This window comes from Nonomuraea sp. NPDC052116 (genome assembly GCF_040680035.1).
Taxonomy (GTDB): Bacteria; Actinomycetota; Actinomycetes; order Streptosporangiales; family Streptosporangiaceae; genus Nonomuraea; species Nonomuraea angiospora_A.
In genome coordinates this window covers 92802-108597 of record NZ_JBFAWA010000023.1, presented here as the reverse complement: position 1 = coordinate 108597, position 15796 = coordinate 92802, and the positions used below count along the sequence as shown (strand labels likewise).

The window sequence follows — 15796 nt, the reverse complement described above, 5'->3', positions numbered from 1 at the left end:
CGCTAGGCTACTTAGCGTAACTGATCGGAGTCATGATGGCGCAGAAGAGCAGCTTCCGCGAGAGCGCGGAGCGCAACTTCAAGGACTTGGACGCCGACGGCGACGGCTTCCTGACCCGATACGACTACCTGTCGCTGGCCCAGCGGCGGCTGGAGCAGACCGGCGTGCGCGCGGACTCGCCCGAGGCGGAGGCGGTCGTCAACGCGTTCCTCAACGCCTGGGACACCCACGCCCGGGCCCTCGACACCGACCGCGACGGGCGGATCAGCAAGGAGGAGTACGTCACGTCCTTCGAGTCGCTGGTACGCACGGGCGCTCTCGAAGCCGTGCTCGCGCCGATCACCCGGGCCACCTTCGCCGTCGCGGACCGCGACGGCGACGGCTGGATCACCATGGAGGATTTCCGCACGGTCTGGAACCGCGCGGACACCGACCTCGCCGCGGCCTTCTCCCGGGTGGACGCCGACGGCGACGGCCGCATCTCCTTCGAGGAGTACTCCCGCGCCCGCCAGGGCCTCCTCATCGACGGGGTGTGAGAGCCCCGTCACGGGCGTCGGCCGGAGTTCCCACACCCACGAGGGGGCGGCCACGCCGCTGAAGGGGCCACCCACCCGCCCCTCCGGCGTACCGCTGCTCCCGGCTCCGGCCGATGCTCGCCAGCCCCGCGCGGGCTACTTCTGCGACTGGCTGGGCGTCGGCGAGATGGTCTCCATCGGCGGCTGCTGCTGGTTGCCCTTCGGCTCCGGCGGCAGCGGGGCCTGGTCGGCCGTCGTCGTGATGGCGTCCTCGCCGCCGCACGTGGCGCCGGGCTCCGGCGTGTCCTTACCGTTCTGGAACTTCTTGATGAACGCCCCCAGCTTCGGGTCGGCGGAGTCGTTCAGCTTGAGCTGGTGCCCCCACGACGACGCGACCACCGGCGCGGGCAGGTTGGGGTACGGGCTGACCAGCATGTAGTCCTGCTGGCCCGTGGACGACGCCACTTCCTTCAGCTTGTCGACCTGCGCCTTGGGCAGGTCGGGCCGGTAGGTGATCCAGACGGCCCCGTGCTCCATGGAGTGCACGGCGTGCTCACTGTGGATGGGCTTGTCGTAGACCGAGCACGCCTGCCAGTAGTTGTTGTGCTGGCCGCCCACCGGAGGGTTCTCCTTGTAGGTGACCGCGTTCCACACGTGCTGCCCGGCCTCGTACTTGAAATTGGCCACGGCGTCCAACGAGGTCTCCCTGGCCTGCTTGACCAGGTAGAAGCCGACCACGCCGACGAGCACCACGATGATCAGACCGCCCGTCCCCCACATGAGCAGCGCGGCGCGGCGTTGTTTGCGCTTCTGCTCGGCCCGCATCTTCGCAAGATGCTCGCGCCTCGCCTGCGCCTTCTCCTTCGTCATCGTTCCTCCATCGGCGTACCAACTCCGGTCACCCTATTGCCTCCCGGCGTATGCGGAGAATAAGGCGCTTATAAGCGTCCGATCACGACGCCATCGGTGGGTACGCTGGACGGGCCATGGAAAAGCCCGTGAGTAAACCCATCCTGATCGCCTGCGGCGTGCTCGTGCTCGCCGTGGCCGCGTTCTTCCTGTTCGGCCGTGACGGCACGCCCGGCGACACCTCGGCCGAGGCCGGGTTCGCCCGCGACATGGCCGCGCACCACGCCCAGGCCGTGGACATGTCGTTCATCGTCAGGGACAAGGGCCCGGCCAAGGAGATCAGAAACCTGGCCTTCGACATCATCAACACCCAGGCCAACCAGCGCGGCATGTTCCTGGGCTGGCTGCAGCAGTGGGGCCTCGACCAGGCGAGCGACCAGAAGCCGATGGCCTGGATGGCCGGCCACGGCCACGGCGGCGCCGCGACGCCCGCCAACGGGGCCACGCCCGGCTCCATGCCCGGCATGGCCACGCCGCAGGAGCTGACCCAGCTCAAGGAGGCGCAGGGCACGCAGGCCGAGGTGCTGTTCCTGCAGTTGATGATCCGCCACCACGAGGGGGGTGTGCAGATGGCCGAGGGGCTGCTCAAGCTGTCCACGCGCGCCGAGGTCGTCAGCATGGCGCAGAAGATCGTCCAGGGGCAGAGCGGCGAGATCAAGCTCATGACGGAGCTGCTCAAGCAGCGCGGCGCGCAGCCCTACCCGTCGATCCTCAAGCCCCAGTAAGGCCGGCCGTGGACGGGGACGCCGACGCGGTGGTGGTGGGCTCCGGGCCCAACGGGCTCGTCGCCGCCGTCACGCTGGCCCGTGCCGGGCGCAGGGTGCTGCTGCTGGAGGCCGCCGACCGGTTCGGCGGCGGGCTGCGCTCCGGGGAGCTGACGCTGCCGGGGCGGGTGCACGACCTGTGCGCGACGGTGATGGCGATGGCGGTGGCGTCTCCCGCGTTCCGGGCGCTGGACCTTCCGGGTCTGGAGTTCGCGCATCCTCCGGTGCCCGTGGCCCATCCGCTCGACGACCGTCCCGCCGTACTCGTGCACCGCGACGCCCACCGCACCGCCCAGGGCCTGGGCCGCGACGCGGGCGCGTGGCTGGCGACCGTGGGCGCGGCCGCCCGCGCGGGGCTCCCGCTGGTGGACCTGCTCCTCAAGCCGCTCGGCCCGTGGCGGGCCACGGGGCCGCGTACGTTCGCGCAGGCGGCCGGGTTCGGGCTCGCGGCGGCCCTGCCCGCCACGACGTTCGCCCGGCGGGCGTTCCGGACCGTGGAGGGGCGGGCGCTCATCGCGGGCATGGCCGCCCACTCCGTACGGGACCTGCGCGCGCCCATCACCGCCGGATACGGGCTGATGCTGGCGTCCCTGGCCCACCTGGCGGGCTGGCCGCTGGTGCGGGGCGGATCGCAGGTGCTGGCCGACGCGCTGGTGGCCGAGCTCAGGTCGCTGGGCGGGGAGGCGGTCACCGGCCACCGCGTGCGCCGGCTGTCGGAGCTGTCCGCGCCGACGGTGGTGCTGGACGTCTCACCCCGGCAGTTCCTCGCGATGGCGGACCTCCCGGCGGGCTACCGGCGGCGGCTGGCCCGCTTCCGGTACGGTCCCGGCGTCTTCAAGATGGACTGGGCCCTGGACGGGCCGGTGCCGTGGCGGGACCCGGCGGTGGCGGACGCGGGCACGGTGCACCTGGGCGGGACGCTGGAGGAGATCGCGCTGAGCGAGGCGGAGACGACCGCCGGCCGGCACTCGCCCCGGCCGTACGTGCTGGCGGTCCAGCCGTACGCGGCGGATCCGACGAGGGGCGGGCACACGTTCTGGGCCTATTGCCACGTGCCCGCCGGCTCGACCGTGGACATGACGGACGCCATCGAGACCCAGATCGAGCGGTACGCGCCCGGCTTCCGCGATCGCGTCCTGGCCCGCCACACGATGGGCCCGGCCGCGATGGAGGCCGCCAACCCCAACCTGGTGGGGGGCGACATCACCGGCGGCCTGACCAGCCTGGTCCAGTTCCTCCGCCGTCCCGTCTGGTCCCCGGCGCCGTGGCGCACCCCGCTGCCGGGTGTCTTCCTGTGCTCGGCCTCCACCCCACCCGGCCCGTCGGTACACGGGATGGGCGGCTGGCAGGCGGCCCGCCTCGCCCTGCGGACCACCCCCGCCAAGCCATGACGACCACCGGCGACGCAGGGGTCAGGGGTGCATTTCGTCGGTGAGGGCGGCGGCGAAGGCGTCCACGTCGGACTCCGTCGTGTCGAAGGCGCACATCCACCGCACCTCCCCCGTCGCCTCGTTCCACGTGTAGAACCGGAACCGCTTGGCCAGCCGCTCCGTCACGTCCCGGGGCAGGATCGCGAAGACCGCGTTCGCCTCCACGGGCCGGGTGAGCGTCACCCCCGGGATGCCGCTGACCGCCTCGGCCAGGCGCCGGCCCATGGCGTTGGCCTGGCGGGCGTTGCGCAGCCACAGGTCGCCCGACAGCAGCGCCTCGAACTGCGCCGACACGAAGCGCATCTTCGACGACAGCTGCATGAACGTCTTGCGGAGGTAGTCGACCCCGCTGGCGGCGGCGGGGTTGAGGACGACGACGGCCTCGCCGTACAGCAGCCCGATCTTGGTGCCGCCGAAGGAGAGCACGTCCACCCCCACGTCCGTCGTGAGGGCCCGCAGCGGGACGTCGAGGGCGGCGGCGGCGTTGGTGAGGCGGGAGCCGTCGAGGTGGACGAGCAGCCCCAACTCATGGGCGTGCGAGCAGATCGCCGCGATCTCGTCGGCCGTGTAGAGGGTGCCGAGTTCGGTGGTGTTGGAGATGGACACCACCCGCGGCTGCGCCCGGTGCACGTCGCCGAACCCCCACGCCTGCCGGTCGATCAGCTCCGGCGTGAGCTTGCCGTCGGGCGTGGGCACGGTGAGCAGCTTGATGCCGCCCGCCACCTCGGGCGCGCCGCCCTCGTCGGTGTTGATGTGGGCGCTTTCCGCGCAGATGACCGCCTCCCAGTGGGCGGTCATCGAACGGAGGGAGACGACGTTCGCGGCGGTGCCGTTGAAGACCGGCCAGGCCTGCGCCTGCTCGCCGAAGTGCCGCTTGAAGACCTCTCCCATGGCCTCGGTGTAGACGTCCTCGCCGTAGGCGGTCTGGTGGCCGCCGTTGGCGGCGGCGATGGCCTGGAGGATCTCGGGGTGTACCCCGGCGTAGTTGTCGCTGGCGAACGCCTTGAGCCGGGGGTCGTGCCGGGAAGTCACGCAGTAAGGTCCAATCGGGTGCCGTTGACCTCGGCGGCGGGGCGGTCGTAGAGGCCGCCGATGGCCGCCGCGAGGTCGTGTACGTCGGTGAAGCCGGCGAACTTCGCGGCGGGCTTCTCGGCCCGCATGGCGTCATTCACCAGGGCCTTGACCACCAGGATGGTGGCCGCGCTGCCGGTGCCGGAGAGCGCGTCGGCGAGGGAGAGCGTCCACGCCTCCGCCGCCGCCTTGGCCGCCGCGTAGGCGGCGCCCCCGGCGGAGGGCCGCTCGGCCGCCTTGGCCGAGACGATCACGAAGCGGCCGTTGTCGCTGTCCCGCAGCAGCGGCTCGAAGGCCAGCGACACGTTCTGGAGCGTGCGGATCAACAGGTCGTGCAGGAGGTCCCAGTCGTCGAGATTGGTCTCGGCGAACGAGCCGGCGCCGCGCCAGCCGCCGACCAGGTGCACCACGCCGTCCACGCGGCCGTGATCGCGCTCGATCCAGTCGGCCAGGCCCTGTACGGCGGTACGGTCCAGCAGGTCGACGTCCTCCTTGTCGACCCCGATCACCGTATGGCCATTTTTCCGGAAATATTCGGAAACGGCCTCCCCTGTCGGCCCCCCAGCACCCGTAACCAGAATGATCATGCGCGAAGTCCCTTAGTCGATTCGACCACTTCGGCCAGCTTACGGCGCAGTGCCTCGTAGAACATGCTCAGGGGGAACTCGTCCGGCAGCACCGCGTCCACCTTGGCCTTCTGCTCCTCCGGCAGCGCCTGGATCCCCTTGGCCCACACGGAGCCGGGATGCGGCGCCACGTACGCGCCCACCAGCTCGTACGCCGCCAGCCAGTGCGCCAGCTTGGACCGGTCGATGCTGTCGCGATACAGCTTCTCGACCTCGCCCCGCAGGTCGGCGACCCCGTCCGCGACCCGCTCCCAGTCGATCGTGAGCCGGTTGTCCGTCCAGCGCACGATGTCGTTGCGGTGCAGGTACGCGAAGAGCAGCTGCCCGCCGAGCCCGTCGTAGTTCCGCACCCGCTCCCCGGTGATCGGGAACCTGAACAGCCGGTCGAACAGGATCGCCACCTGCACGTACCGCGCGTGCGGCACGCCCTGGGCCTCCAGCTTGACGGCCTCGCCGAACGCGGTCAGATCGCAGCGCAGCTCCTCCAGCGAGTACAGCCAGTACGGCATCCGCTGCTTGATCATGAACGGGTCGAACGGCAGGTCCCCGTGGCTGTGGGTGCGGTCGTGGACCAGGTCCCAGAGCACGAACGTGTCCTGCGCGAGCCGCTGCGAGGCCAGCAGCCTGGCCGCGTCCGGCGGCAGGTCGAGCTTGAGCGTCTCGGCGGCGGCCTGCGACACCCGCCTGAACCTGGCGGCCTCGCGGTCGGCGAAGATCCCGCCCCAGGTGAAGCGCGCCGGAGCCTGCCGCACCGCGACCGTCTCGGGGAAGAGCACGGCGGAGTGGGTGTCGTAGCCGGAGGTGAAGTCCTCGAAGGCGATCGGCACGAACATCGGGTTGTCGTAGCCGCCCGCCTCCAGCGCGGCCAGCCAGTCCGGCCAGATCGTCCGGATCCAGACGGCCTCCAGGTTGCGGGCGGGATTGCCGTTCTGGGTGTACATGGGGAAGACCACGACGTGCTCCAGCCCGTCCGCGCGCTGGGTGTCGGGGTGGAACAGGTCGAGCGAGTCGAGGAAGTCGGGCACGCCGAGGTCCTGCTCGGCCCACTTCGCCAGGTCCCCCTGAACGGCCTGGAGGTACGCGGCGTCATGCGGGAAATATGACGATATTTCGCCCAGGCGCGCGCCGATCTCGGCCACCAGCGCCTTCGCCCGCTCCTTCTCCTCCGGCACCGAGCCATCCTTGACCTGCAGCGGCCGCAGCTCCTCGACGGCCGCCTTGAGCCGGGCGAACCCGGCCGCCTTGGCCTCGTCGCGCGACCCGGCGGCGCCGCCGGCGTCCGGGACGCGGGCGGCCCAGGTGACCACGTTCCCCCAGAGGCGCCGGTGGTCGTAGTCCTCGATGGAGTCGTCGCCGAAGAGGTCGGAGTCGGCGAACGCGACCACGCGCCCCTTGCCGTACCGGACGACGGCGGCCAGCGGCGCGCCCGCCGGGTCGGCGGTCGGCGAGGTCGCGAACAGCACCTCGCCCTCTCCCGCGACCGTGAGGACGCCGGTGCGGTAGAAGCAGGCCGCGCGGACCCCGGCGAGCAGGCCGGAGGTGGTGGCGGGCTCGGCGAGCACCCAGGTGGCCACGTCACGGTGCGCGTTCTTCGGGTCGCGCACGGTGGTGTGCGCCACGCCCACCCCGAACCGCCCGAGCAGCTCACGCAGGTTGTTGCCGTACTTGTCCTGCTCCTCCTCGGCCAGCACCACCAGCCCGCCGCCATCGGCGACGAAGGACTCGATCGCGTCCAGCTCGGCGGCGGTGAAGACGGGGCTGCCCTGCCCGATGGTACGTTCCCACCGCTCTCCCGACGGGTGCGCGATCACCAGGACGTCCTGCTCGGCGAGCGTCTCGGGCGTGAGCGCGCCGGAGGTGTGGGCGCCGGAGGTGTGGGCGCCGACCGTGTGCCCCAGGTGCCGGAGCAGCCCGGCCGCGCGGGCGTAGCTGTTGTCGTCGGGATGGGCGGGGTTGATGGCCTCGGCCACCTCGCGCCGGACGGTCCACGACTCGCTGTGAGCCTCGTCGAACAGCACCCGAGGGAACGCTTGCATGAAATATCTCCTGTGTCTACCGCCTTCTGACGGAAAATATACACATGATGCTCCATGTACCGCCAAACCCTCAGGCAGCGCCCGGCCGGACCACCCCGGTCTCGTACGCGAAGACCACGGCCTGCGCCCGGTCGCGCAGCGACAGCTTCATCAGCACCCGCGCCACGTGCGTCTTGACCGTGGCCTCCCCCACGTACAGCTCCCCGGCGATCTCCGCGTTGGTGAGGCCGCGCGCCAGCAGCCGCAGCACCTCCAGCTCGCGCGGCGTCAGCTCGGCCAGCCGGGGCGAGGGCGTCGGCTCGGCCCGGCCCGCGAACGTGGCGATCACCCGGCTCGTCACGGCCGGGTCGAGCAGCGCGTCACCCGCGTGCACCACCCTGATCGCCTCCAGGAGCTGCTCCGGCGGCGACACCTTCAGCAGGAACCCGCTGGTGCCGGCGCGCAGCGCGGCGTAGAGGTTCTCGTCGGTGTCGAACGTGGTCAGCGTGATGACCTTGGGCGGCGACGGGTCGTCCAGCAGCTCCTTGGCCGCGGCCAGCCCGTCGAGCCGGGGCATCGAGATGTCCATGAGCACGATGTCCGGCCGCGTACGCCTGACCACGGCGACGGCCTCACGCCCGTCGGACGCCTCCCCGACCACCTCCATGCCGGGGTCGCTGTCGACGACCATGCGCAGCCCGGCCCTGACCATCGCCTGATCGTCGGCGATGACTATACGAATGCCCACAAGCCGGAGGGTAGACGCCGGGCCCCCACCTTGAACACCGCCTGAACACCCAGGCCAAGCCGCACGCAAGTGAGTCACAAGTCATGACACATGGACGCTCTGCCGGATGCGGGTCTGGGTGGCGTCGTCGCACGTGGCCTTGGCGCAGAAGTACATCACGAGCATGGTCTTGGGCTGGCGGTCGATCACGTAGCTGACGAAGCCCAGCCTGGTGCCGGACGCGGGGTCGTGCAGGGAGCCGTCGAAGCGGGTGGCGGGGCTGGTGCCGGCCTGGTCCGGCACGGGTTTGCCGACGTCGACCTGGCCGGGCAGCAGGGCCTCCATCTTGGCCTTCATCTGCTCGGAGTTGCCGCCGGCGTCGAGGGTGTCGGAGACCTGGACGTAGACGCCCGAGGCGGAGTCGGGGTCGTCCTCGACGACCTGGGAGATCGCCGACCAGTCCGCGCCGGGGCCGGCCACGAACAGGGACTCGAACTCCTGGGCGTGCGGCGAGACCACCGCGAACAGGTCCTGGTGGGTGCGCACGGTCCAGTCGCCCGGGTACTCGAACGTGAGCGGCGCGGCGGCGCTGGTCTTGTAGCGGGACCAGGTGTCGCCGCGGTGGTTCATGATGATCATGGCGACGAGCGCGAGGGCCGCGACGGCGGCGACCAGCGTGGCGGCCACGATCGGGACGCGTCCCGGGCGTTTCCTGGGCGCGGTCGGATGCGTGGGGGGCGCGGGGGCCCGGTCCGACCCGATCGGCGTGAACGGGGGCCCCAGGACGGGCGCGGGACGCGGGCCCGAGGTGGGCCCGGAGGCGGGGCCGATCGGAGGGCCGGTCGGGGGACCGGTCGGGGGACCGGTCGTGGGGCCCGTCGTGGGTCCTGGGACGGGCGCGGGGTACGGCGCCGGGTGCCGCCCGGAGGGGGGACCCTGGCGGGGCACGAGGTGGGGCCCGCTGGTGGGGCCGCTCATGGGGCCGTTCATGGGATCGGGCTGGTGCCCGCTGATCGCGTCACGCAGCGCGGTCACGAACTCCGTGCAGGTCGCGTAGCGCTGCTCGGGCGCCTTGGCCAGCGCCCGCATCATCACGGCGTCGATCTGCGCGGGCAGGTCGGGCCTGAGCTGCGACAGCGGCGTCGGCTGCTCGGCCAGGTGGGCCCAGAGCAGGGCGATGTCGTTCTCGCGCTGGAACGGCAGCCGCGCCGACAGCCCCTCGTAGACCACGCAGGCCAGCGCGTACTGGTCGGCGCGGCCGTCGATGTGCTCCTTGTTGATCTGCTCGGGCGACATGTAGCGGGGCGTGCCGATGAACTGGTCGGTCTGGGTCAGCCCGGAGATCGACGAGCGGTGCTTGGTGATGCCGAAGTCGGTGAGGTAGACGTGGTCGCCGGCCATCAGGATGTTGGCCGGTTTGACGTCGCGGTGGATCAGGTCGTGCGCGTGCGCGGCGTCGAGGGCGGCGGCGACCTGGGCGAAGACCTGGTTCGCCTGGGCGATCGGCAGGGGTCCGCGGTCGTAGATGAGCCGGCGCAGGTCGAGCCCGTCGACGTAGCGCATGGCGATGTAGAGGACGCCGTCGGCGTCCGCGTTGGCCTCGTAGATCGGGATGATGTTGGGGTGCTCGATGCTGGCGACCGTTCTGGACTCCAGGATGAACCGCTGCCTGAACCGGTCGTCGACGCTGAGCACCGGATTGAGGATCTTCAGCGCCACCCGGCGGCTCAACCTGGGGTCGAGCGCAAGGTAGACCACGGCCATGCCGCCCTTGCCGACGATGTCCTCGATGTAGTACCCGGCCACCTCCTGGCCGATGAGCGATCTTTCGTTCAATGGCATCACGTCTCGATGGGGTGGCCGCAGTAACCGCAGAAGCGATGCGCGGGCCCGAGTCGCATGCCGCACGAGGTGCAGTACTTGATCGCCGGGTTCGGCGCGGTCATCACCTGCTGTTGTTGCTGCGGGACCATGGGGAACGCCTGCGACCGCCGTACGACCACGGTCTGGCTGGCCCCGTCGTCGAGCGGTGGCGCGGCCGCCCCCGGTGGTTCTGGCGGCTCTGTCACCTTTTCAGGAGCACGGCGGCGCCACAGCAGATACGCCCCGCCCGCGGCCGCCATGAAAAGGATTCCGGCCGCCACGATGAACGGCCACAGCGGGGTCGACCGGGTGGTCGTGGCCGCCACCTGTTTCGTGCCCTGGTCCTCCGGCCCGCCCCGTTTCTCCAGCGAGGTCTTCAGCAGCTTGGCGGCCACCACGTTGCCCGGATAGAGCTCCAGCACCCGCTGGAAGCCGGGCGCGGCCTCCGTGTAGTACTTGGTGTGATAGCGGGTCAGCGCCGCCTCGAACGCCGTGTCGATCGCGCCTCTGCGCGGCGCCACCTTGGCGGCGGCCAGGATGCCGTTGATCTCCCTGACGCCGATCATCCTGCCCTCTTTGCCGCCGCCCACCAGCAGGCCGATGACGTGGCCGTTCTTGTCGCCGATCACGGGGGCGCCGATGAGTCCCTGGTCGGCCAGGCCGCCCAGCTTGACCGGCTCGTCCACCTTCTTCTCCGGGTCGGCGAACGGCCTGCCGTTGTCACCGCCCGCACCTCCCGCGCCGCCCTTGCCCAGGTGGGCGATCTCGACGGTCTCCAGGACCTTCGGGCCCGGCCGGCCGAGGAAGCCCGCCACGTTGGTGGGCGCGCCCTCCTGCTCGGGCACCTGGTCGGCGAGCGGCGCGGTGGGCATGCCGACGCCTCCGCTCATGGGGGTCACCGGCACCAGCACGGCGGGGCTGTCGGGCGTCGGGCCGGCCTTGATGCACTTGACCTTGATGCCGTTGGGGGTCGGCGGCGACACGTTGGGATAGGCCGTGATCTCGGTGGTCACGTTGATGATGCAGGTGGCGGTGTCGGTCTTCGGCGGGTAGCACTCCGCCAGGTGGTGGTTGAGGAGGTCGTCCTTGAGCTTGTGCTTCTCGTAGTCGAGGGGGATCTTCACCTTGTGGTGCTCGGCGAAGACCTTGTTCGCCGCGTAGATCGCGACGTCGTTGGGGTTCACGGCCAGGCGCCGGAGTGCGACGATCGTGCCGTCGGGGTTGACGACGGTCCCCGTGCCCGCGGCGAACGGGATGTCGTAGGACCGCTCCACATGTTTGAGCTCGCCGATGTGGTCGAGCAGGGTGATCTCCACATGAGACACGGCTTCCAGTCGCACCACGGCGGGGGTCACCAGGTCGGTGATCCCGCTCGGGTGTTCGTGAGCCGCGGCCGGCATCGCGATCAGCACCAGTGCCGTCGCGACGCCACCGGCAAGAGCTGTGAGGCGCGCCATCTCCGCTCCCAACGCAGGTCTAGGACCAGGGTCCCAATCGCATGCTGTAAGTCAATAGACCGCCACGTAGACAAGCGCTTGCTAGGGGGCATAACGTACCTGGGTGGGCTACACGATCGGCGTAGATGTCGGTGGCACCTTCACCGATGTGGTCCTTGGAGGCACGTTCGGCGCGATTGCCGTGGCCAAATGTTTGAGCACCCACTACGACCCCATCGCGGGCATCGTGGCCGGCGTTACGCGCGCGCTCGGCGACCGCGACCCCGCGCAGGTCACGCGGGTCGTCCACGCGACGACGCTGGCCACCAACGCGGTGCTCGAACGCAAGGGGGTCCGGGTGGCTTTTGTCACCACCCAGGGCTTTCGCGCCGCCGTCCCGCTCGGGCGCTACGCGCGGGTCGAGGAGGACCGCTACGATCTGCGCTTCTCGCCGCCGCCTCCGCCGGTGGCCGCGGACGACTGCTTCGAGGTGGTGGAACGCGTCTCGGCGCGCGGCGCGGTGCTGACGCCGCTGGACCTCGATTCCGTACGCCGGGCCGCCGCTGCGATCACGGCCCGCGGCATCAGGTCGGCGGCGGTCTGCCTGCTGCACTCGTACGCCAACCCGGCCCATGAGCGACAGGTCGCCGAGCTCCTGCGGGAATCGATCCCGGACGTGGTGACGTCGTCGGAGATCTGGCCGGAGATCCGCGAGTACGAGCGCGCCACCACCACCATCATGTCCGCATATATCGGCCCATTGATGGCTTCGTACCTTTCGCAGCTCCGGGAGCGGCTGGCCGAGATCGGGATCCGCGCGCCCGTCCACGTCATGGAGTCGAGCGGCGGCGTGATCTCCGCCGAGCTGGCCGCCCGGCGCGCGGTGGCCACGATCGAGTCGGGCCCGGCGGCGGGGGTGCTGGCGGCGGCCGGGACCGGGTTCCCGGACGTGATCTCGTTCGACATGGGCGGGACCACCGCCAAGGCGTGCGTCGTGCGCGGCGGGACGCCCGAGATCACGAACGAGTTCCACGTCGGCGGCAAGGGCAGCTTCGGCGGCCGGCGGGCCGGCACCGGCGTGCCCATCAAGACTCCGGCGATCGACCTGGCGGAGGTGGGGGCGGGCGGGGGCAGCGTCGCCTGGCTCGACGCCGCCGGCGCGCTCCGCGTCGGCCCGCACTCGGCGGGCTCCTCCCCCGGGCCCGCCTGTTACGGCCTGGGCGGCTCCGAACCCACGGTCACGGACGCGAACCTGGTCCTCGGCTACCTCTCCTCCGCTTCGCTCCCCCTGACCCCGGACCTGGCCGCCAAGGCCCTCGACCGGCTGGCCTCGCCGCTCGGGGTCTCCCGGGAGGAGGCCGCGTACGCCGTGCACGAGATCGTCAGCGCCTCGATGGCGTCGGCGGTGCACGTGGTGACGGTGCAGCGCGGCATCGACCCGCGCGGCTTCGCCCTGGTCGCCTTCGGCGGCGCCGGGCCCATGCACGCGGCCCGGGTCGCGGAGCGCTTCGGGATCGGGACGGTGGTGGTGCCCGCGCACTGCGGCGTCGCCTCGGCGGCCGGACTCCTCACCGGCGCCCTCTCCACGGACCGCGTCCTGTCCCGCCTGGACGCCCCCGACTCCTCCGCGGTCTTCACCTCCCTGGCCACCGACGCCGCCGCCGACCTGGGCGTCTCACTCTCGGACCCCGGGGTGCTGGTGTCACGGTCGGTGGACGTCCGCTTCAAGGGCCAGTCCCACGACCTGACCGTCGCGTGGACGTCCTCCCGGGAGGTGCTGGCGTCCCGCTTCTTCGCACGGTACGAGGAGGTGTACGGGATCGCGCAACGGGGCGAGATCGAACTGGTCAGCTACCGCATCCACCTCACCGCCCCCACCTCACCACCCCCCGACACCACCGGGAACGGGGCAGACGGGGACGGGGCAGACGGGGGCGGGACGGCAGCGGCCGTGCCCCGGGCGAGGCGGGCGTACTTCCCGGAGAGCGGCGGCTACGCCGAGGTCCCCGTCCACACCAGGGACACCATGGCCGACCGCCCGCTCCACGGCCCCGCGATCATCGAGGACGCCGAGTCCACGATCGTCGTCCCGCCCGGCTGGGCCGCCACCCTCGCCGGGACCCGCGCCGTCCACCTCACCAGGAGCACGACATGCCGGACCTCCTGACCGCCGAGGTGCTCAGGAACGCGCTCGTCGTCGCGGCGGAAGAGGCCAGCATCGTGGTGGTCCGCTCCGCGTACTCGACGTTCATCGTGGAGGGCTCCGACGCCTCGGCCGCCGTCCTCGACGCCCGGGCCCGCCTGATCGCCCAGTCCATGGCCACCACCCTCATGAACAGCATGGCGCTCAAGGTGGCGCTCCCCGAGCTCCTCAAGGACATCCCCGCGGACCGGATGAACCCGGGCGACGTGTACGTGCTCAACGACGCCTACCGGGGCGGCGTGCACACCAACGACCTGCTCCTCTACCGCCCGGTCTTCGTCGGCCGGGCCCCCGCGTACTTCACCGCCACCATGATCCACGTCTCCGACCTGGGCGGCCTCTCGGCAGGCGGAATGGCCCCGCTCGCGACGGACATCTTCCTGGAGGGCCTCCAGCTCCCGCCGGTGCGCCTGGCCACCGAGGAGGGCCTGGATCCGACCGTGGAGGCCATCCTGCGGGCCAACAGCCGTACCCCCGACAAGGTCATGGGCGATGTACGAGCCCTGGTGGCCGGGACGGCGGTGGCCGCCGCCCGGCTGGAGACCCTGGTCGGCGAGTACGGCGCGGAGGGCCTGAGCGCGGGCGTCGACGACTACCTGGACTACACCGAGGCCAGGACCCGCGCGGCGCTGGCCGAGCTGCCGGCGGGCAGGTTCGAGGCGACGTACCCGATCGACGATGACGGCATAAATCCCGAAAAATCGCATGAAATCCGGGTCGCCGTCACCCTCGGCGACGAACGAGCCGTGCTGGACTTCGCGGGCACCGGCCCGCAGGTCCCCGCCGCGATCAACGCCTCGGCCTCGCAGTCCCTCGCCGCCGCCGTCTTCGCCGTCCGCTGCTTCCTCGACCCCACGATCCCCATGAACGACGGCTGCCTGCGCGCCATCGACGTACGCCTCCCCGAGGGCTCCCTGCTCAACGCCCGCTCCCCCTACCCGTGCGGCGGCCGGTACGTCCCGATCTACGCCGCCATGGAGGCCGTCTTCCAGGCTATGTCCGACGCCGTCCCCGAGCGTGCCATCGCCCCCAGCGGGATCTTGCAGCCGTTCTCGATCGCCGCCGTCGGGGCGCCGTACTGGATCCACCTCTCCTACGACTTCGGCGGCGTGGGCGCCCGCCGGGGCCTGGACGGCCCGGACGCCACGGGCGTGCACTTCGGCATCGGCCGCAACTCGGTCCCGCAGGCGGAACCGGTGGAGAGCCGCTGCCCGCTGATCGTCGAGTCCGTGGAGACCATCCCGGACTCGGGCGGCCCCGGCCGCTTCCGCGGCGGGCTGGGCTCGCGCACGGTCTACCGTTTCCTGGCCGACTGCCACGTCACCACCCGCGGCGACCGCCTCCGCCTCCCGCCCCCTGGCCGTGCCGGCGGGCAGCCGGGGCGGCTCGGCGGCTTCTTCAGGCGCCACCTGGACGGGACGGTGGAACGGCTGGCGTCCAAGGTCAACAACGTGCGGTTCGCGGCCGGGGAGGCGTTCATCGTGGAGACGACGGGCGGCGCCGGCCTCGGCCCACCGGCCGAACGCGACCCCGAGGCGATCCTGGCCGACCTGGAAGCGGGCCGCGTCACGCCACAAGGGGCGGCCGAGGATTACGAGTTCGAGAACCGGCGACCGACCAAGTCGGCGGGATCGAAGCTGACGGCATAGGGCGACGACAGCGTCACCGTGGCCCCTGCCTTGTAGGCGACAGGCTCTTTGTAGGTGTCACCTTCGAGTTCGTAGACGTAGAGTACTGGCCCGTCAGGTTCAACGCGCCAATAAAGAGGAATGCCCGCCGCTGCGTATGCCGCCGCTTTGAGCGTCCTGTCGTACATCCCAGTGCTTGGGCTGACCACCTCCCCGACCAGCAGCAGGTTGCTGGGGGCGAACTTGAGCCCCACCGACTCGGTCGCCGACTCAGGCACGACGACAATGTCGGGGATGTAGAGATCCTTGGGGCCTGGGCTGACGTTCACATATGACAAAGCCTCCAGTCCTGGAGGCGCTGCGTCTTCGAGGATCCGCGTCAGCCGGTTGATGACACGCTGATGCAGGGGCATGGGGGCAGGGCTCACTACAAGGCTCCCGTTGAAGAGCTCGTAACGATTCCCGTCGTCGGGGAACTCGAGCAGGTCGTCGACAGTGAACGGCGCACTGGGAAATGCCGTGCGCCCCGCCGGTTCGATCGTCGCCATTGCGGTCACCCACCCAGTATCGGGATTCTCGCCCTCGCCCACATGCTACTTGCCCAAATCT

The 15796-nt window shown here is 71.1% G+C and carries 13 protein-coding genes; 5 read left to right on the top strand and 8 right to left on the bottom strand.

Annotated features, from left to right (window positions below; all coding sequences use genetic code 11):
- Positions 1-32 precede the first annotated feature (32 nt).
- Entirely contained in the window at positions 33-536 is a 504-nt protein-coding gene (locus tag AB0L65_RS37580) for an EF-hand domain-containing protein (protein ID WP_350728689.1), read from the top strand.
- 135 nt (positions 537-671) lie between these two features.
- Here the strand turns inward: AB0L65_RS37580 and AB0L65_RS37575 are convergent, their stop codons facing one another.
- Positions 672-1385, bottom strand: coding sequence for a DUF3105 domain-containing protein (locus tag AB0L65_RS37575; protein WP_364255565.1), 714 nt, complete (start codon positions 1383-1385; stop codon positions 672-674).
- Positions 1386-1513: 128 nt separating this feature from the next.
- Here AB0L65_RS37575 and AB0L65_RS37570 point away from each other — a divergent pair, with 128 nt between their 5' ends.
- The gene (locus AB0L65_RS37570) at positions 1514-2149 is read left to right on the top strand and encodes a DUF305 domain-containing protein (protein WP_364255562.1); all 636 of its coding nucleotides are present in this window, start codon (positions 1514-1516) and stop codon (positions 2147-2149) included.
- Between the two features lie 8 nt (positions 2150-2157).
- Complete coding sequence (locus tag AB0L65_RS37565) at positions 2158-3579, top strand: NAD(P)/FAD-dependent oxidoreductase (protein ID WP_364255559.1); 1422 nt, start codon at positions 2158-2160, stop codon at positions 3577-3579.
- 21 nt (positions 3580-3600) lie between these two features.
- Here the strand turns inward: AB0L65_RS37565 and AB0L65_RS37560 are convergent, their stop codons facing one another.
- The 6 genes from AB0L65_RS37560 to AB0L65_RS37535 form a co-directional block, all read right to left on the bottom strand.
- A complete protein-coding gene (locus AB0L65_RS37560; protein ID WP_364255556.1) occupies positions 3601-4650 on the bottom strand; it encodes a low specificity L-threonine aldolase in 1050 nt (349 codons plus the stop codon).
- Entirely contained in the window at positions 4647-5276 is a 630-nt protein-coding gene (locus AB0L65_RS37555) for an SDR family NAD(P)-dependent oxidoreductase (RefSeq protein ID WP_364255553.1), read from the bottom strand. The genes AB0L65_RS37560 and AB0L65_RS37555 overlap by 4 nt, the downstream gene beginning before the upstream one ends.
- Entirely contained in the window at positions 5273-7351 is a 2079-nt protein-coding gene (locus tag AB0L65_RS37550) for a DUF6421 family protein (RefSeq protein ID WP_364255550.1), read from the bottom strand. The genes AB0L65_RS37555 and AB0L65_RS37550 overlap by 4 nt, the downstream gene beginning before the upstream one ends.
- 70 nt (positions 7352-7421) lie before the next feature.
- Complete coding sequence (locus AB0L65_RS37545; protein ID WP_185072735.1) at positions 7422-8078, bottom strand: response regulator transcription factor; 657 nt, start codon at positions 8076-8078, stop codon at positions 7422-7424.
- Positions 8079-8159: 81 nt separating this feature from the next.
- Positions 8160-9899, bottom strand: a complete 1740-nt coding sequence (locus AB0L65_RS37540; protein WP_364255548.1) for a serine/threonine-protein kinase — start codon at positions 9897-9899, stop codon at positions 8160-8162.
- Entirely contained in the window at positions 9899-11377 is a 1479-nt protein-coding gene (locus AB0L65_RS37535) for a zinc ribbon domain-containing protein (protein ID WP_364255545.1), read from the bottom strand. The genes AB0L65_RS37540 and AB0L65_RS37535 overlap by 1 nt, the downstream gene beginning before the upstream one ends.
- A gap of 103 nt (positions 11378-11480) precedes the next feature.
- On the opposite strand from AB0L65_RS37535, the gene AB0L65_RS37530 reads away from it, so the two are divergent.
- On the top strand, positions 11481-13523 hold the full coding sequence (locus tag AB0L65_RS37530; RefSeq protein ID WP_364255542.1) for a hydantoinase/oxoprolinase family protein: 2043 nt from the start codon (positions 11481-11483) through the stop codon (positions 13521-13523).
- Positions 13508-15208, top strand: coding sequence for a hydantoinase B/oxoprolinase family protein (locus AB0L65_RS37525; protein ID WP_364255539.1), 1701 nt, complete (start codon positions 13508-13510; stop codon positions 15206-15208). The genes AB0L65_RS37530 and AB0L65_RS37525 overlap by 16 nt, the downstream gene beginning before the upstream one ends.
- On the opposite strand, the gene AB0L65_RS37520 is transcribed toward AB0L65_RS37525, so the two are convergent.
- Positions 15151-15735 (bottom strand): Uma2 family endonuclease, encoded by a 585-nt coding sequence (locus AB0L65_RS37520; RefSeq protein ID WP_350728677.1) that lies wholly within the window; start codon positions 15733-15735, stop codon positions 15151-15153. The genes AB0L65_RS37525 and AB0L65_RS37520 overlap by 58 nt on opposite strands.
- Positions 15736-15796: the final 61 nt, after the last annotated feature.